This is a genomic window from Dyadobacter sp. Leaf189 (genome assembly GCF_001424405.1).
In the GTDB taxonomy this organism is placed as follows: Bacteria; Bacteroidota; Bacteroidia; order Cytophagales; family Spirosomataceae; genus Dyadobacter.
In genome coordinates this window covers 656,379-674,711 of record NZ_LMPS01000006.1, presented here as the reverse complement: position 1 = coordinate 674,711, position 18,333 = coordinate 656,379, and the positions used below count along the sequence as shown (strand labels likewise).

The window sequence follows — 18,333 nt, the reverse complement described above, 5'->3', positions numbered from 1 at the left end:
GGTTATTTATTTAACTTATATTCAGCGATCAGGGCATTGGCCGGAATGTGCAGGAGTTTACTAAATCTGCGGATCATTGTTAAGGAAAGCGCTTGCTTGTAGTTCAGTACCTTGCTGATCGTCCCCTTATCGCCATATTCATTGGCAAGATCAACTGGTTTGTAGCCAAAATCTTCCATTCGTATTTTAATAAGTTCAACCGGATCGACTTCGGGAAGGTCACTGGTTTGATCTTCATAGGCTGAAATGAGATGGGCCAGTAAAAGTTTCTCCTTGTGCAGCTCTGTCCCACGGACTGCATGTTTGATTTCCTCGTAACGGGTTAATGCAGCTTCATATTCCTGCTCGTTCTCAATCAGAAACCAGTTTGATTTTGCTTCTTCCATATTCAATGTGGTCAAATGTTAGACAGTTGAAGCATCAACCGTATCATATTCTGCGTGTGTTCCTATAAACCGGACTTCAACAATTCCATCGTCGAAATCTATTTCGACAATCAGGCGATACTTATTCCCAACAATTTTGAACCTGGCGCGACTACCTGGGATTAGTGTCGCGTTCGGGAAGTCTTGTAGTACATCTGTTCCTCTGTGCCAGCTTGCTTCTTTTACAATCGTCTTCCAAACTGTCAAACTCTTACCGGCATCTGCGTGCTTTCTGGCGAAGTGATCCAGCTTGTGCGCTAAAATTAAAATCATTATGTAAATGACTGCGTTAACTAATTGGAACTAACGTGTTCATATTCATAGTCGGAAGTAGTCAATGAGTAATTGTAGGCCTCACAAAATTAGAATTTAGTTGGTAAACTACCAACTAAATATTTGAGATTACTCAGACCAAACCGCCAATTCGTAACCGTCGGGATCGGTGAAGTGGAAGCGGCGGCCGCCTGGGAATTCGAAGATATCCTTGATGATCGTGCCGCCGGCACTTTCTACTTTCTTTTTGGTGGCAACTACGTTTTCGGAGTACAGGATCACCAGGATACTGCCATTTACGGGCTCGCCCGTTGTGAAGCCGCCATCGACAAAGTCGCCCTCGAATGCAGTGTACTCAGGGCCGTAGTCGGTGAATGCCCAGCCGAAACTCTCGGAGTAAAACCTTTTTGCCGCGGCCAGATCGCGGGAGAGAAATTCAATGTACTGGATCTGCTCGTGCCTGAGCCTTTTTTCCGGTGATTCCATGAGGTATGTATTTAAGCTTGAACCGCTAAATATAGAAAGATTGTGCAGACTGCTTTTTAAGTCAGCCGTGAATAAAGTTTCGGTAAAATAATGCTTTGCAAATCAGTAGAATGCAGCCCCCTCTGTCTCACGTTGTAAAGTCACGCTTTTGCGCTGAGTCCGTTTTGTACAACTGAAAAGTTAATAAATCCGCTCTCTGCCGCTATGTTATCGCTTGTTCCAAAAGGGATTTTGAGATACTTCAATCAACATATCACACCCTTTTCCGGCCTGGTCAGGCTGGTTCTTTGCATGGTTGCGTCTGTCGGACTGCTGGCTGTGTTGCATGGTTGTGTTCAGCCTTTTTCTCCGCCTGAGATTAATTCCAACAAGAGTTACCTGGTGGTTGACGGGTTTTTCAATGTAAGCACGTCGGATTCCAGCCGGGTTGAACTCAGGTGGACACAGAATGTAAACCATGTAACCCAGCCCCCGGTGGAGACAGGCGCCGCAGTCAGTGTTGAAGAGGAGGAGGGACAATCGTACACTTTTACGGAGCAGGCCAAAGGTGTGTACGTATTGCCTCCCGCAGTGTATAATGTATCGGGCAAGTACCGGCTCAGGATCAAAACACGGGGCGGGAAGGAATATCTGTCGGAGTATGTGGCGGTGAGCCGCACGCCTGATATCGACAGTGTAACCTACAAGCTCAATGCTGCGGGGAATGCAATGGTATTTTATGTAAATACCCACGACGCGCAAAACCGGACACAGTTTTACAGGTGGAAATTCGAGGAAACGTGGGAGTATGTTGCGACTTACTATTCTGCATTGAAAGTGGAGAACAAAAAGGTAGTGATCCGGGATGAAAATATCAACCGGTGCTGGTCCAGCCAGAAGTCGGGCAGCATTTTGCTGGGGAGCACTGTACGCCTGAGCGAGGATATCATCAAAGATCTTCCGTTAAACATCGTACCCATCGCTACGAACAAGCTTTATATCAAGTACAGCATTCTGGTTAAGCAATATGGTCTGTCGCGGTCTGCATTTGAATACTGGACCAGTCTCGCCAAAATAACACAGGGAACCGGCAGCCTTTTTGACGCGCAGCCTTCGCAGGTTACGGGTAACATCACCAACGCGGCTGATCCCCGCGACTTCGTGTTCGGATATTTCAGCGCTTCCACCGAGGCAACCAAGCGCATTGTAATTAGTCCGAACCTGGGCATCTTCCCCAGATGCACCGAACCCGACACGCTTCCGATTGCATGCAATGGCCGGGGAGACGTGAATTGCGGATTGAACACACCCGATATGCTGCTTAGCTACTGGGGCATTCGCGCCGACTCCGTTCTGGTGGCCAATGCATCCTGTACCGATTGCCGCCTGGAAGGAGGTACCATTCAAAAGCCGCCTTTCTTTTGAAATCACTTCTTTATATTCTCCATCAATCCTCATGCTCCTGCTGCATTGCTTAAACCTGGCGAACCAATGCAAAAGGCGATACTGCATTACATTGTAGTAGTAATGTAGTGGTGACATTTTCAAGAAAATCTTCCATTTATCAGATGTGAGGTAGTAATGTAGTAATGCATCTGCTACTGCTGTCGCAGCCCTCCACATACCTTTGTTGCTATAACAGTATTGTTACTATTTCAATAATTAATTGGGCAAATAGCATTTGCCGTGTCTACTAATTAATAAAAACATCTATGAAAAGAAAAATTGTACTATTGTGTAGCCTGTTAATGCTATACGGTATGGTGCAGAGCGCTTTTGCCCAAAGCAGGACTGTGAAGGGCAAGGTAACTGTGAAGAATGGAGGGGAGGAATTGGTAGGAGCCACCGTGTTAGTAGAAGGAACCAACCAGGCGACGATTACCGACGCCGCCGGAAATTACTCAATCGACGTGCAGCCTGAGGCGGTACTTGTCACGAGCTTTATCGGAATGGTCACTCAGAAGGTACCGGTTGGCAACCAGAGCGAGATCAACTTCCAACTGGTTGAATCAAGTGATAACCTGGAAGAAGTAGTGGTGGTAGGTTATGGTGCCCAGAAGAAGAGTGTAGTAACGGGCGCCATTTCCAGTGTGAAGGCAAGCGACCTGGAAACAATGCCTATCAACAGGCTGGAAGAAGCATTGCAGGGACGCACCTCGGGGCTTACCATTGCGGCAAACTCCGGACAGCCGGGATCGGCGGCCACGGTGCGCGTGCGTGGTGTGACTACGCTGAACAACAACAATCCGCTTTGGGTGGTAGACGGCGTGGTGGTTGATAACGGCGGTATCGGTTATCTGAACCAGTCGGACATCGAGTCCATTGAAGTATTGAAAGATGCAGCTTCACAGGCAATTTACGGCGCGCGTGCTGCAGCAGGGGTTATTCTGGTCACTACCAAAAAAGGTAAAGCAGGCGGCATTCGCATTAATTACAATGGTTATGTAGGTACGCAGGCACCTGCGAGAAAACTGGATCTGCTGGATGCGAGCCAATATGCAACGATCCGGAATGAAGCCGCAGTGGCAGCCGGACAGGCGCCTGTGTACGCAGATCCCGCTTCTCTCGGAAAAGGAACCGACTGGCAAAAGCTGATCTTCAACAACAATGCGAAGCGTCAGAACCACGAGCTGAGTATTAGCGGCGGATCGGAACGCTCCACATTCTACCTGTCGTTTGGGTACTTGGATCAGGAAGGTATTGTAGCGAGCGATATTTCCAAATACAAGCGTACAAGCATTCGTCTGAACTCAGAACACAAATTGGCAAAATGGCTCACGTTTGGCCAGAACCTGGGTTATGCGCACGATAAGTCAGTTGGGCTGGGGAATACCAACAGCGAGTTCGGCGGTCCGTTGAGCTCTGCTATCAACCTCGATCCGATCACCCCCGTAGTAGTTACCGATCCAGCCATTGCCAATGCGGCTCCTTATACCAACAAAGGTGTTCAGCGCGACGCAAACGGACATCCTTACGGGATTTCTTCGGCAGTAGGGCAGGAGATGAGCAACCCGCTTGCGTATATTCAAACCCGTTTAGGAAATTACAGCTGGAGTGATAACGTAGTCGGAAATGCATATTTAATGGCAGAGCCGATCAAGGGATTACAACTGAAATCTACATTGGGGGCTAAGCTGGCTTTCTGGGGAAATGAGAGTTTCACACCGATCTCGTGGCTGAATGCAGCGTCGGTTACTTCGCAGACCAATTTCAACCGCTCGAACAACCGCCGTCTTGATTACAACCTTGAAAACACAGTGTCTTATACGCGGGCATTCGGGCTGCACAATGTGAATGTTCTGCTTGGACAGGGCGCTTACCTGGACAACAACACGACGATGACGAGCGTGACTTTCTTCAACGTGCCGGCAGATAACTTCGAAGACGCTTCGCTTAACTTCAAGGTACCTGCCGACCAGCGGAATTCCGACGGATCGGAAGGAGCGCGCCACACGGTAAGTTCACTTTTTGCACGTTTGAACTATGATTACAATGAAAAATACCTGTTGCAGGCCCTGGTGAGAAGGGACGGTTCTTCACGCTTTGGTTCAAACCATAAATACGGTGTTTTCCCATCGTTCTCCCTGGGCTGGGTGCTGTCCCGTGAAGACTTTTTCCCTGAAACCAATGCGGTTAATTTCCTTAAACTACGCGGAGGTTACGGTGTGGTTGGAAATGATGGAATCGGCGACTTTGCTTACCTGTCAACCATCGGAAGCGGCCGGAATTATACAATCGGTAACTCAGGAAGCTACATTATCGGATATAGTCCGAATGCACCTGCCAACCCTGACCTGAAATGGGAGCAGACCAGCCAGACCAACATTGGTTTTGACGCAACGATCTTCCGCAATGTGAATATCACCTTCGAGTGGTTTAAGAAAGCAACAAAGGATATTCTGCAGAATCCGCGGATACCGGGGTACGTAGGAGCGATTTCCAATCCGGCCGCCAATATCGCCGATATGGAAAACAAGGGTGTGGAACTGGAACTGGGATACAGAAAGCAGTTTGGCCAGGTTGATTTCTCTGTGAACGGTAACGTTTCTTACATTGAAAACAAGGTAACCAACCTCGGAAATGGCGTAGAATACCTTTCGGGCGGCGCGAGCTTCCAGGGTGCACCTCCGATCACCCGCACGCAGGTAGGTCATGCAATCGGGTCATTTTTCGGGTATGTCAATGAAGGTATCTTCCAGACGCAGGAGGAAGTTGACAGTCACGTAGCGGCAAATGGTAACAAAATACAGCCGAATGCAAAGCCAGGTGATTTCCGCTGGGCTGACTTGAACGGAGACGGCGTAATTACTGAAACGGACCGGACTTTTATCGGTAATCCTACTCCGAAATGGTCTTACGGTTTGACGATCAATGCGGCGTACAAAGGTTTTGACGTGGTTGTGTTTGGTCAGGGTGTGGCTGGAAATGACATTTTCCAGGGACTTCGTCGTCTGGATATCGCGAATGCAAACTGGCAGGCTGACGCAATGGGCCGCTGGACCGGACCGGGGACTTCCACAGCATACCCGCGCATTGTGAACGGAGATCCGAACAAAAACTTCCAGAACCCGTCCAGCTTCTACCTCGAAAAAGGCGATTTCTTCCGGATGAAAACTTTGCAGGTAGGTTACTCGCTTCCAGCCGCATTGATCAGCAAGGTTGCATTGAAAAAGGCACGTGTATATGTGATGAGCCAAAACCTGTTCACGCTGACAAAATATACGGGTTATGATCCTGAGATCGGCGGCAGCGTACTGAGCATTGACAAAGGGATTTACCCGCAGGCGCGCTCGTTCATGGTAGGTCTGAACATTGGTTTTTAATTGATTAACAAGATGATGATGATAAAAAATAAAAAATTCATAGCTGCATTGACATTGTTGGCGGGGTTGCAGCTGATGTCGTGCTCGGAGAGCTTTCTGGAAGTGAAGCCGAAAGGGCTGAACCTCGAATCCAACTATTACCGGAACCAGGAAGAAGCATACAATGGACTGGTAGCTATTTACGATGTGGTAGGCTGGCAGGGTGCCGGCTATGTGACCACGATAGCCACGATGAATGCTGCTTCTGACGATCACTACGCAGGTGGCGGCGGACCGAGCGATATCATGGATTTTCAGATTATTTCCAATTACACCCTCAACCCAACCACCGGGCCGCAGGGCGAATTATGGAGAAAAGGATTCTCAGGCGTTTTCCGGGCTAATTCACTTTTGGAAAAGCTGCCGTCGGTACCCATGGACGAAACGATTAAAAAGCGCTATGCGGCTGAGGCTAAATTCCTGCGCGGGTACTTCTATTTCGAACTTGTCCGGTTGTTCAAGAATGTGCCTCTTTTTACCAAAACGGTTTCCACACAGGAAATGTACGACGTAACACAGGCGGCTCCGGCGGAAGTATATGCGCAGATTGAAAAAGACTTGTCGGAGTCAATGGCCGATCTGCCGGTGACGATCAATGCGGCTACGGAAGGCGGCCGCGTGGGGCAGGGCGCTGCGCATGCGATACTTGGAAAAGTGTATTTGTACCAACAGAAATACGCACAGGCGGCACAAGAGCTGGCTTTGGTGAATGGTACGCCGGGCGGCACCAATCCTTATGGTTATAAACTGCTTAGTAACTTTGCCGACCTCTGGAAGAGCGATAACAAGTTTAACAGCGAGTCTATTCTGGAGATTTCCTACACCAATACTTCGGCTGGTACGTGGGATTGCGTGGCTTGTACAGAGGGAAATATCATGAACATCATCACAGGCCCGCGCGGCTACAACCGTAAGTCTGACACTGCGCCCGATTACGTTTCCGGATGGAGCTTTTTACCGGTAACCCCGTCCTTATTTGAGGCGATCCACTACGACCCTCGCTATAAAGCGACCGTCGCTAACCTGGATAGTCTCGAAAAAGCCGGACTTGCCAGTTACGAAAAGGGGTACATGAACACGGGATACTTCCTCGAAAAATTCGCGGGAAGAGTTTCCAACCGCTGGACGGGCGCAGGAACACCCGAGCTGAACTTCCCTCAGAATATGTACGACACGCGCCTGGCAGATACTTATCTGCTTGAAGCCGAGGCGCTCGTTCGCGGTGGTGGCGACCAAACCCGCGCAACTGCATTGCTCAGTGCCGTAAGAGCGAGGGTAGGCTTGAAGCCCGTGGCAGCTACGTTTGAGAACATCAAAAAAGAACGCAGGCTTGAACTGGCAGGCGAAGGTCACCGTTGGATGGACCTTGTCCGCTGGGGAGATGCGCCGAAAGCATTGGCATCCAAAGGCTTTGTGGCTGGTAAAAATGAAATATTGCCTATCCCATTGCTCGAAATGGAAAATACCAAAATCGAGCAGAGCAAAGAGTGGGGCGGCACGAAATAGGATTTAGCGTTATGTAGAAAGCTGAGCGCAGATGTTGCGCTCAGCTTTTTTTATGACTGTGTCCCTTTGCTATCCCTGGATTCGTCAATGTGAAAACCCAGTAAGAAGTTAAACATGTTGACCTCGGTAGGCAATTGCAGCTTCTTGCGAAGCCGGTACCTGCTTACTTCTACGCCGCGGAGCGAGATGTTCATCAGTTCTGCGATTTCCTTGCTCGACAGGTTCATCCGCAGGTAGGCGCTCATTTTCAGCTCACTGGCTGTCAGTTTCGGGTATCTCTCCTTCAATGCGATCAGGAAGTTACTGTGCACACTGTCAAAATGTTTGGAGAACTGCCCCCAGTCTTTATCCACCTTATTTTCCTCTGCTACCACCTTAATCACCCTTTTCAGGTCGTCGTTGATCTTCTCGTCGTCCGCAGTTTTGGTGATCTTGACCAGGTCTGTTTTTAGTTTTGACAGCAGTTCGGCTTTTTGTACCAGATGCATCGCCGAAGTGGCCAGGTCTGTGTTCTTATGCAGGATCTCGGCTTCGAGCTTTTCGTTTTTCAGTTTGATAATCTCCTTTTCATTTTTTTCGAGTTCCAGCTGGTGGAGGTACTGTAACCTTTGCTGCTCCTCCTCATGTTTTTGCCGCTGTCGCAAAAAGCGTTTTTCCTGCCATTCATAAAACAGGAAAGCCAATCCCAGCAGCAGGACACCGTAAGCGAGATATGCCCAGGAAGTTTGGTACCACGGCGGCTGAATGACAAATGTGTAGCCGGTGACCGGCGATTCACTACCGAAATTATTGCGTGCTTTGACATAAAACGTGTACTGGCCCGCAGGAAGGCTGGTGTACTCCTTCGCACTTTTCACCGACCAATGCGACCAGCCTGCATCAAATCCATCGAGAAAATACGAATACGCAATGCTGGATTGCTGACTGAACAGGGTGGATGAAAATTCAAAACCAATGGAGTTCAGCTCGTGCGCAATTTGCGGTACCTGGCTTTCGGTTTGCTTGTTCAGCTGGTTAACCTCGCCCAGATAACCTCCAAAAAGGACCGTATCCGACTTTGCGACCGATCGCAGCATCCTGATCTGCACGTCAATGCGGTTTTTGTTCTGCTTATATTGCTGGTAGTTAATGTGGTAAATGCCTTTTTCACTGCCCACGAGGATGTTTTTTTCATTCAAAGGCTGAATGTACTCGAAGCCCGACACGAGCTTCTGGTTCAGTTCCGGCAGGAAAATGATCTTCGGCTTGTTGCCGGATACATCCAGCACGCCCAGCTCTTTACCAGTCACAAACCACACGTTACCGGCCTGATCTTCTTTCAGGTAGCGCACGTCCACACCCTTGAAAATCTCATTGTAGTAGCTGGACGCAGCAAAACGGTCTTTTCCAGGATTGTATTCGTAAATGCCGCTTTCTGTCGCTACCAGTATCCTGTTTTTGACTTTATATACATAATTGTTGTTGAGCGAAAGCGGCAGGCCATCTTTGCTGGTGTACAACCGGGCCGCAGATTTTCCGTCGGGTTGCAGGGATATTTTGAAAACGCCGCGATAGGGGTGAGAAGTCCAGATTACATTCTCGTCATGGGTGTCGGTGCAGAGAAAACGGGAGGCGATGTCAAAGCCACTTACCTCGCCGGCGGGCCGGAATTCTTTTCCGTCATAGGCAAGAAAATTGATCCCATTGTAATTACCTACTGCTACCCGTGAAACCGGATCGATCCGCGACAGCGGTACTGCGCCCCAGAATCCATTCCGGCGTTCAATCGCGAATGCTTTATCCTGACGTATTTCAAACATGCCTTCGTGGTGCGACATCAGCAGTTTTCCATTGATCTCCGACAATCCCCAAACCTGACCGCGCGAATTTTCGACAAATGAAAACGCCCCTTTAACAAAACTAAGATCACTGAATTCACCCACCGGAACTGAATAAAGACCGTTGGAAGTACCTACATAGAGGCGGCCTTTGAAGATAATCGAAGCATAGCCGGCTTCGTCTTTGGTGGCAACGGGATAAATGGTCTTGATCGCATTATCATACGCGATGAAATCGATCCCATTATCGAGCCCCAGCCAGAGATTGTGATCACGGTCGCGGAAAACACTCAGTACATTGTTGTTTTGCAGACCATCTCCCCGCGAAAACCGGTGCACAAATTCACCTTTATTTGTAACGATATAGCAGCCACCCAGGCTCGTGGAGAGTGCCAGCAGCTGGTCATTCACGCGCATGGCTCCATAAATACGTTCTTTCCTGATCTGGTTAATGAATGCAGACTCCATTTTAACGGCACTATTGCCGGAGAGTCTGTAAAGCCCCGCATCCATCGTTACGAGAATGGTCGTATCCCGGCCCATAGGCAGCAATGCATTACTGAGGAATTCGGATGGCAGCGCGCTATTGGCGAGAAACGGCTCCCAGCGGTCGTTGTTAAACCTTAAAAGTCCATTTGTGGCATCCTGCACTATTACTTGCCCATTCGCCATCCCCATAAAACGCCAATGCGATACAGGATTGAATGTGATGATGGATTTGTCTTTGTACAAAAAGATCTTGTTACTGGCCCTGAAAAAGACACTTCCTTTCCATGCGGTCACATTCCAGATATCGGCAAAGCCGCGGTCTTTCTCCTGAACGAGCTCGCGCAGTGAAAAGTACCGGAGTACCCCTGACTGATCCGGTGAAAAATACCCGAACTCATTTTCTCCGCCGATGTAAATACGGTTATCATCGCCCATTTCGAGCGAGCGTACTTTTGTTTTATTGGGAAGCGGGTACACTTTCCAGTACACACCATCGAAACTCAGCAGCCCCTCGTTATTGGCAAAGTACATTACTCCATTACGCCCCTGGCGGATTGCCCAGTTCTGTGTTCCGGCCCGGTAAGCATGTTTACTATAATTAACGACTTCCGGCAGCCCGATGGTCGGCAGTCCGATGGTCGGCAGCCCGCCGGTCGGTACCGCGATGGTCGGCAGTCCGGCGGTCGATGCCGCGCCGGTCGATACCGCGCCGGTCGGTGCCGCAGTGGTACTTTGGGCGTGTAGCGTGTTTGATAAAATCAGGAAGGTTAGAAAAAGAATCACTCGCTTCATTATCCGTGTACACTGTTTCTCTCTCACTGGTTTGACGTAGTTAAAAACCGCGTCAAAAACTGTATTTTGCAAATTATAAAGGATTGTTGTAGTAATGTAGTAGCTACCTGCTAGCAGCTTTGTGCCGGCCCGGCTACATTTGGGTTCGCAATATATTACATTATTTTGTGTGTTTTTCAATACGAGGTGACTCACTGTAATCAACCGGTTACTCTTAACCTGCCGCAAGGCAACCAGCATGAAAATGACTATTCCTAAATCCTTTTTGTTGATCCTGTTGCTCTTGTCCGGCGTGCTTGCATTTGCACAAAACACAAAGAAAGCTGTTGATTTCTGGCTGACCAATCTGGACCAGTCCGTACTATTTGCGAGGCAAACTGCACCAATCCGCTTTTCGGCCGGGAATGCATCGGGAAAGGTGATCAAAGTGGACGATCGTGAGACTTACCAGACGGTCGACGGATTTGGTTTTACATTAACAGGCGGCAGCGCGTCCCACCTGATGGCGATGAGCATGCCGGCACGCGCTGCATTGCTCCGGGAGCTTTTCGCTGTAAATGGCAATAACATCGGCATTTCATACCTCCGCCTCAGCATTGGTGCGTCAGATCTTAATGAGACGATTTTTTCGTACAATGATTTACCGGTAGGGGAGACCGATCCTGAGATGAAGCGTTTTGATCTCGGTCAGGATAAAAAGGATGTAATACCGATGTTAAAAGAGATCCTGGCGATTAATCCTGCAATCAAAATCATGGGATCGCCCTGGTCGCCGCCGGTTTGGATGAAGGATAATGGAGACACGCGCGGCGGCAGCCTCAAACCTGATTCGTATCCGGCTTACGCCAGATACCTGGTCCGTTATGTACAGGAAATGAAAAAGGAAGGTGTAAGAATCGCCGCGATCACCGTGCAGAATGAACCGCTGCATCCGGGTAACAATCCCAGCTTGCTGATGCTGGCGAAGGATCAGGTTGTTTTTGTGAAAAATCACTTGGGACCAGCTTTCAGAAATGCAAAAATTGACACGAAGATCATTATCTACGATCATAACGCCGACAAGCCCGAGTACCCGATCTCTATTCTGAATGACCAGGAAGCGCGGAAGTATATCGACGGTTCTGCTTTCCATTTGTACGGAGGTAAGATCGAAGCGCTTTCCGAAGTGCACAATGCGCACCCGGACAAGAACCTGTATTTCACGGAACAATGGATGAGCGCACCCGGCAATTTTGCGCAGGATTTTCCAGATCATATCACCAAGCTGACCATCGGCGCTACCCGCAACTGGGCGCGTACTGTGCTGGAATGGAACCTGTCTAGCAATCCGCAAAACCGTCCGTTCACAGACCGCGGCGGCTGCGACCGTTGTTTGGGCGGGGTTACCATTGATGGGGATAAAGTAACGCGTAACCCGGCTTATTACGTGGTGGCACATGCTTCAAAGTTCGTGCTGCCAGGTTCTGTGCGCATTGCTTCCAATATGGATGCGCAGCTCCCGAATGTTGCTTTTAAAACACCAGATGGGAAAAGAGTGCTGATCGTCTTCAATAGCAGCGACGACCAGCAGGCTTTTCAAATCCAGGATGGGAATGCGTTTGCCTCTGCCGTGTTGAAGGCAGGCTCGGTCGGCACATTCGTGTGGTAGGAGAATTACGGAAAGATCTTATTAAGCGGCTATTTCAGGATTTTGTGTAAGCGGCGGCAACGTTTTCAGCGGGCAGCGTGTCTGTCAATTGATCTCGTAAACAGCTAGCTATGAAAAATTCTTTCCGCCTTCTCTCTCTCGTGTTGATCTGCCTCGCCTGCGTTGAGCCGAACGACAATGCGCCCAATGGCGTGCCTTTCGATGGTACAGGCTACAAACCCATTTATGCGACTGCGGACGAAGCTGCGAAGGTTCAGGTAGCTGCCGCACAGCCGCTCGTCCAGCCTGGCAAGATCTACCTTTTCGATCCCTATATTTTTGTAAATGAAACAGGGAAGGGCATTCACATTATTGATAATAAAGATCCCAAAAATCCGCAAAACCTTTCCTTTATCTCCATTACCGGCAACTATGATATTGCTGTAAAGGGAAATTGGCTGTATGCTGATAACCTGTCAAACCTGCTCGTTTTCGAAATATCCGATCCGCTTTCACCGAAACTGGTGAAGACGATCAATGATGCCATTTCGGTCAATAATTTCCCGCCCTACCAGAATGTTTACTTTGAATGCGCCGACAGCAAAAAAGGCGTTGTAGCAGGTTGGGAAAAGGTCCCGATGACAACGCAGCCTAAATGTTTCAGATAACACTTCCTCTTTTAGATAAAAAACCCTTTTTACATCTTGCCATGAAAAAATTAATGCCTTTTCTATTTCTGGGACTTGCCTTGCTGGGGCTTTGCATGATCCTGACTGCCTGCAATGATGGCGAAAGCAGCGTTGGTCCGCAAACCGGCACGGGCGGCTCAATGGCGCGTTTTGCAATTACCGGCAATACGCTCTACATCGTTTCAAAGCAATCCCTGGAAGTGTACGACATCACAAAAGGAGAGGCGCCTGTCAGGACGGTGCGTAAAGAAATGAATGTGGGCATTGAGACGATTTTCCCTTACAAAAACAACCTCTTCATAGGTGCCAATGACGGTATGTACATTTATAATAATGCCAATCCCGTCAGTCCGGTGTTGCTGACCAAGTATACGCACATACAATCCTGCGACCCGGTCGTGGTTCAGGACAAATACGCCTATGTGACATTGAGAAGCGGCGTTGCCTGCCGCCGGGGAAATACATTGAGTTCATTAGATGTGATAGACGTGTCTGTCCCATCCAATCCCACGCTGGTACATTCGCAGGTAATGGCCTCACCTTACGGGCTCGGTGTGTCGGGCAACAAGCTGTTTGTGTGCGAAGGAAGCAATGGACTCCGGGTCATGGATATATCAGACCCCGCACTTCCTGTCGACAAATATAATTTCAGCGACGTTCCTGCTTATGACGTGATCGTCAGACCAAATCACCTGATCGTGACCGGCGAAAAAGGACTGTACCAATACAAGTTCGGGAATTCAAATGAATATGAACTACTCAGCAAAATCCCGGTACTATGAAGAATATAGCTTTAATAGAACTGTTTTTGCTGATTGGTACCACGTTAAGCCACGCGCAGATTAACGCGGAAAATGCAGCTAACCACGTGATCATCAAGTATTCGCCTGCCGCGATGTTCGACAGTGATAATACGATTCAATTTGGGGTAGAAGTCCCGCTCGGAAAGAGCGGGGTCAGCTTGCAGCAGGACCTTGGATACGGACATTCCAGCTTCAATCTCTGGTACTATGAAGTGACCACAGTTCCTGATAAATCAACTTACAAAAGCCGCACGCAGCTTCGATACTACTATTTCAGCAAGCAGCGTGTGAGAGGCTATTTTGCAGGCGAGTTTATGTACAAAAGGGTAGTGTACCGTCAAAATCAATGGGTAGGAATGGATTGTTCAGGCTCGGGCGGCTGTAATTATTCTGAAAACAAGGATGTGAAAATAGGCAGGACTGCGGCTGCCGGACATGCCCGATTGGGCTGGCAGTTCTATTTCCCCAGCCGGATGACGCTGGACCTGTTTACAGGATTCGGTCTGAGAAACATTAATGTGAAGACACTTACACCCGGACTGGGAAATGCGAGGGTACAGTCTCCGCGAGAAATGTGGTCAGAAACAACACCAGGCACGCACTATGTTGTGCCGAGCCTGGTGTTGGGTTTTCATTTGGGCGTTGTGCTGGGCAAGATCCGCCAGGAAAGCGAGTAACTCAGCTTCCTGTATTTGCCTTTTTCTTATCAGCGTACTTTTTCTCGGCGGTCTTCGCTTTTTCAAAGTCTAGTACAACACCGTTGATGCAGTAGCGCAAACCGGTTGGCGGCGGGCCGTCGTCGAAAACGTGGCCTAAATGCGACTTGCAACGGCCACACATTACTTCCGTCCTGCGCATTCCGTGACTGTTATCCTGCGCTTCGATAATCGATTTTTTATTGATCGGTTCAAAGAAGCTGGGCCAGCCGCAGCCGCTCTCGTATTTGGCGTCACTTTTGAAAAGTGCATTCCCGCAAACTGCGCAATAAAACGTCCCGATCTCTTTCGAATGCTCGTACTCGCTGGTAAATGGCCTTTCGGTACCTTTCAGTCGCGCTACTTCATATACCTCCGGAGAAAGGATCTTCTGCCAGTCCTGGTTGCTTTTGTTCACCGGAGCGGCATCAGAGCGGGAATATTCAGGAGCCTTTTTCTGATCAGCAGGCTTTGAAGCCGACTGCCCGTAACAGTTCTGAAGCATGAGCATCAGCACGGCCGAGGCGGCAAGTGTTACTATATATTTCATGTTGCTGATTAATGGTTTGTTTCTTTCATATATACGATAAATGATCGGATATAGTTGTGAACAAGCCATTGTTTGCGAAGTTTCTTTTATACCTGGTGCAGCGCTGATAATTGATCTGCTTGCTCAATGTCACTGGTTGCGACGGGAATCCGAAGGTAGAATTTAGTCCCGGCTCCCGGTGAGCTGGCAAAGGAGATCTTGCCGTGGATTGCGTCTGCATACTTTTTAGCCAGCACCAAACCCAGGCCGCCGGATCGGGAGGTATTCCTGAATTTGTTTTCCCAGCTTTCTATAATCGCCTGCTGGGCATTCTTGCTGATTCCAGGGCCATTGTCTGCAACACAAAATTCATGAAAAGTATCTATCCCCGAATAAGAAAGCGTGATCGTGCTGTTTTTGCCTGAATACTTTACTGCATTGTTAATGAAGTTCCTGATCACCACAGAGAAGAGGTTAGGCTCGGAATAAACAGTCAGGTGTTCAGGTATCTCGGAGTTAAGACTGATCCCTTTTTCCTTTGCAATGCCGCTGTACACCCGGAATGTTTCATCAATGGCGTCGCTGACCTTGAAATCCTGCCGGGCCACATCCGATCCCGGTTCAATGTTCCCGTTGGTTATAGCCAGCAGGTTCAGGAGCAGATTCTGCGTATTTACAACAGAATGGCTGAGTTCGGCTTCCAGCATCTTGCGCTCATCCTGGCTCAGTTCGTAGCTGCCCAGTATTTCCAGGTATTTTTTCAGCGAGATCAATGGCGTTTGATAATCATGTGAAATTACCGAGATCAGCCTCGCCTTCTCCTCGTGCAGCTCGTCCAGAAGCATTGCGCGTTGTTCCGCCTTTTCCCTTTCCGCGCGGTAGCTGCCGATGATGTAGCCAAGCGTAATCAAAATCACGACGACACTGACTATATAAGTGGAACCAATGTCAATAAACCGCTGCTCGGTATTGGCATAACCTGCTACTACAAACTCCGGATGCAGGTACTCAGTTACAAGCAGTCCGCCTACGATAACAATGTTCGCAACAGTCAGGACAAGGTATTGTTTCCTGGGGCCGATCGTCAGCGACAAAAAGTACACGAGACCGAAAGACAGGAGCGTTGACCCTGATATTCCCGCACCAATGCGGTAAGAGGCTATAAAAAAGATATAGATCACTGTCATGTACAGGTTGAACGAGAGCGTGGTGCGCTCCCGGAACCTGGACAGGTAGTAGAGGAAAATCTGGAAGGGGATAAGTACAGCGGTGATAGCCGCCTCTGCGATCAGGCCGGTGAAGAGGCTGAATGCAAATACGTACAGCATTACCAGCGTTGTGGCCGTACATGCAAAATGGTAAATCCTGCTTTGAAGTGAAAACAGGTCACTATCACCTTGCAGGTACTGCCAGTATTTGGATATAAATCTGTGAATCTTGTTGATCAAAGCATTGCATTTAAACAAAGAAATTCACGTTGAAAGGAGGTGAAAAATAGCGGGTTGAAGTGTTCCCTTCAATCAGATGAATGCGCCGATATCACGCACGCCGAGCATTCTTGCACTGGTAAAGCCTTCCCCAAAATTGACACCCACCGCGTGTCCCATTTCACGCGCACGTGCAATGATAAATTCCAGGAACTCAGGAGTGGAAATGTAACTCTGCGGCTCGCCTTCAATCTGATAATCAGGTATGTGAAACTGGCTTTTGAAAGCACGCACAGCTTCTATCTTGCGGTCGTGAAAGTCGGTGATATCCACAACAAAGTCAGGCTTGATATACCTGTCCTGAACAGAATGGAACACTTGTCTGGGGCGCCACGCTTCCTGCTCGTTTCCATTGTCGTCATATGTTTTCACCATTCTCAGGCCTGAGTAAAAGCAGGCGTCTGCGACCAGTTTGGCTCCGCGGCCATGATCAGGATGCCGGTCGTCGATCGCATTGGTGATCACAATGTCGGGCTGGTACTTTCGGATAAATGGAATGATCGCTTTCTGATGCGCTTCGTCGTTTGTGAAAAAACCGTCAGCCAATCCCACATTCTCCCGCACAGCTACGCCCAGTATCGCTGCTGCATCTTTACCTTCCTGAATGCGGCCTTCGGGCGTTCCCCTCGTTCCAAGCTCACCTCTTGTAAGATCAATGATCCCGACCTTTTTGCCGAGGGCCATTTGAGACAATAAAGTCCCGGCACAGCACAGCTCAACGTCGTCCGGATGAGCTGTGATGGCGAGTATATCAAGTTTCATGTTTTTGATTATTTAATGCGAAGCTTTTGTCCGATGCGCAGCGTAGAGCGGCTGGACATGCGGTTGCGGCGGGCAATGGAAGAAACACTCACTCCATATCGTTCTGCGATAGCGCCCAGCGTGTCGCCAGGGCGTACTTTGTGTAATACAGACCGGCTGTAAGCAGCAGGTGCCGCATCGCCGGATTCAAATTCGCTTCTGTTGGATTTGCCTCTTAAATGGTTCCAAACCGAGCTGGTCAGCAGGAAATGGTCTGATTTGATGGTCTTATTGTCCCAGTCAAAAATATGTCTCGGGTCAAATGGATTTCCTTCGTAACGGTTTTCATAGTGCAGGTGGGAGCCGGAGCTTCTTCCCGTATTTCCGCCTAACCCGATCACTTCACCAGCCTTGACAATCTGGCCGGATTCGACCATTTGTTTGGAAAGGTGACCATATAGAGTTTCAAGTCCGTTGTAATGCCGCACAACAATGAAGCGGCCGTAGCCAGATCCGTCCCAGGCAACAATCCTGACCATTCCGTCATAAGTACTTCTTACCGTATCTCCGGTTTCCAGGTCCAGGTCGGTACCATTGTGCCAGCGGCCCCAGCGGTAGCTGAAATTGGAAGTAGTAGGGGTTCTTTCCATCGGCGTGCTCCATTTGCGGTTCAGCGCCTCGTTGTATAGTGTCAGATCAACCGGCTCGTCGAATTCAAGGGGATTCAGTCCGTAGGGGTTGATTGTTCGCGCATCCCAGATCACGTAGTATTCTGCTGCTTTTACCCATTCATCACCTACCTGCAAGGAATCCACCACTTCCACAACCTCAGTCTCGCCTTCGTCAATGGTAGTGGTATCTTCGTTTACAACAGGATTAAGGGGTTTTACGGGCTCAAACTGGTTCTGAAATTTCAGGTTTGAGGTTTCCACCTGGTATTCATCTTCGGGCTGGGGAACGGTAGCCTTGGTGGTTGGTCCTTCGTTGGCGTTGTTTCCGGACTGGTTAATCTTCGGGTTTCTTCTGAATTTACCTCGCTCTTGCGCTTGCGTGTTCCATGAAATCAAACACACCATCATCAGCAAACTTACAATAAGCTTTACTTTCATATTTAAAATGGGTCAGACTACATA

At 48.9% G+C, this 18,333-nt stretch carries 15 protein-coding genes; 7 read left to right on the top strand and 8 right to left on the bottom strand.

Annotated elements, in window-relative coordinates; translation table 11 throughout:
• Positions 1-2: 2 nt before the first annotated feature.
• The 3 genes from ASG33_RS21405 to ASG33_RS21395 all read right to left on the bottom strand — a co-directional run bounded on the left by ASG33_RS21405 (position 3) and on the right by ASG33_RS21395 (position 1,184).
• Complete coding sequence (locus tag ASG33_RS21405; RefSeq protein WP_056290349.1) at positions 3-386, bottom strand: type II toxin-antitoxin system HigA family antitoxin; 384 nt, start codon at positions 384-386, stop codon at positions 3-5.
• An 18-nt stretch (positions 387-404) separates the two neighbouring features.
• Positions 405-698: a type II toxin-antitoxin system HigB family toxin gene (locus tag ASG33_RS21400; RefSeq protein WP_056290346.1), complete on the bottom strand. Its 294-nt coding sequence runs from the start codon at positions 696-698 to the stop codon at positions 405-407.
• A 129-nt stretch (positions 699-827) separates the two neighbouring features.
• Entirely contained in the window at positions 828-1,184 is a 357-nt protein-coding gene (locus ASG33_RS21395; RefSeq protein WP_056290343.1) for a VOC family protein, read from the bottom strand.
• 204 nt (positions 1,185-1,388) lie between these two features.
• On the opposite strand from ASG33_RS21395, the gene ASG33_RS21390 reads away from it, so the two are divergent.
• The 3 genes from ASG33_RS21390 (at position 1,389) to ASG33_RS21380 (ending at position 7,531) form a co-directional block, all read left to right on the top strand.
• A complete protein-coding gene (locus ASG33_RS21390; protein WP_229238776.1) occupies positions 1,389-2,588 on the top strand; it encodes a DUF4249 domain-containing protein in 1,200 nt (399 codons plus the stop codon).
• A gap of 287 nt (positions 2,589-2,875) precedes the next feature.
• On the top strand, positions 2,876-5,986 hold the full coding sequence (locus ASG33_RS21385) for a TonB-dependent receptor (protein WP_056290337.1): 3,111 nt from the start codon (positions 2,876-2,878) through the stop codon (positions 5,984-5,986).
• A 12-nt stretch (positions 5,987-5,998) separates the two neighbouring features.
• Entirely contained in the window at positions 5,999-7,531 is a 1,533-nt protein-coding gene (locus tag ASG33_RS21380) for a RagB/SusD family nutrient uptake outer membrane protein (RefSeq protein ID WP_229238774.1), read from the top strand.
• A 50-nt stretch (positions 7,532-7,581) separates the two neighbouring features.
• Here the strand turns inward: ASG33_RS21380 and ASG33_RS21375 are convergent, their stop codons facing one another.
• The gene (locus tag ASG33_RS21375) at positions 7,582-10,629 is read right to left on the bottom strand and encodes a two-component regulator propeller domain-containing protein (RefSeq protein WP_162242768.1); all 3,048 of its coding nucleotides are present in this window, start codon (positions 10,627-10,629) and stop codon (positions 7,582-7,584) included.
• Positions 10,630-10,873: 244 nt separating this feature from the next.
• Here ASG33_RS21375 and ASG33_RS21370 point away from each other — a divergent pair, with 244 nt between their 5' ends.
• The 4 genes from ASG33_RS21370 to ASG33_RS21355 all read left to right on the top strand — a co-directional run bounded on the left by ASG33_RS21370 (position 10,874) and on the right by ASG33_RS21355 (position 14,425).
• Positions 10,874-12,277, top strand: a complete 1,404-nt coding sequence (locus ASG33_RS21370; RefSeq protein ID WP_157474887.1) for a glycoside hydrolase family 30 beta sandwich domain-containing protein — start codon at positions 10,874-10,876, stop codon at positions 12,275-12,277.
• A gap of 110 nt (positions 12,278-12,387) precedes the next feature.
• Positions 12,388-12,924 (top strand): hypothetical protein, encoded by a 537-nt coding sequence (locus ASG33_RS21365; protein WP_056290327.1) that lies wholly within the window; start codon positions 12,388-12,390, stop codon positions 12,922-12,924.
• A 41-nt stretch (positions 12,925-12,965) separates the two neighbouring features.
• Positions 12,966-13,727, top strand: a complete 762-nt coding sequence (locus tag ASG33_RS21360) for an LVIVD repeat-containing protein (protein WP_056290324.1) — start codon at positions 12,966-12,968, stop codon at positions 13,725-13,727.
• Positions 13,724-14,425: a DUF3575 domain-containing protein gene (locus ASG33_RS21355; protein ID WP_056290321.1), complete on the top strand. Its 702-nt coding sequence runs from the start codon at positions 13,724-13,726 to the stop codon at positions 14,423-14,425. Before ASG33_RS21360 ends, ASG33_RS21355 begins: the two co-directional genes overlap by 4 nt.
• A gap of 1 nt (position 14,426) precedes the next feature.
• Here ASG33_RS21355 and msrB read toward each other — a convergent pair whose 3' ends face one another.
• From msrB to ASG33_RS21335, 4 genes are all read right to left on the bottom strand, one after another.
• Positions 14,427-14,993 (bottom strand): peptide-methionine (R)-S-oxide reductase MsrB, encoded by a 567-nt coding sequence (gene msrB, locus ASG33_RS21350; protein ID WP_056290318.1) that lies wholly within the window; start codon positions 14,991-14,993, stop codon positions 14,427-14,429.
• Between the two features lie 86 nt (positions 14,994-15,079).
• Positions 15,080-16,420, bottom strand: coding sequence for a sensor histidine kinase KdpD (locus tag ASG33_RS21345; RefSeq protein WP_157474885.1), 1,341 nt, complete (start codon positions 16,418-16,420; stop codon positions 15,080-15,082).
• A 72-nt stretch (positions 16,421-16,492) separates the two neighbouring features.
• Positions 16,493-17,221, bottom strand: coding sequence for a bacillithiol biosynthesis deacetylase BshB1 (bshB1, locus tag ASG33_RS21340; RefSeq protein ID WP_056290312.1), 729 nt, complete (start codon positions 17,219-17,221; stop codon positions 16,493-16,495).
• Between the two features lie 8 nt (positions 17,222-17,229).
• Positions 17,230-18,309 (bottom strand): M23 family metallopeptidase, encoded by a 1,080-nt coding sequence (locus ASG33_RS21335; protein ID WP_056290309.1) that lies wholly within the window; start codon positions 18,307-18,309, stop codon positions 17,230-17,232.
• Positions 18,310-18,333 lie beyond the last annotated feature (24 nt).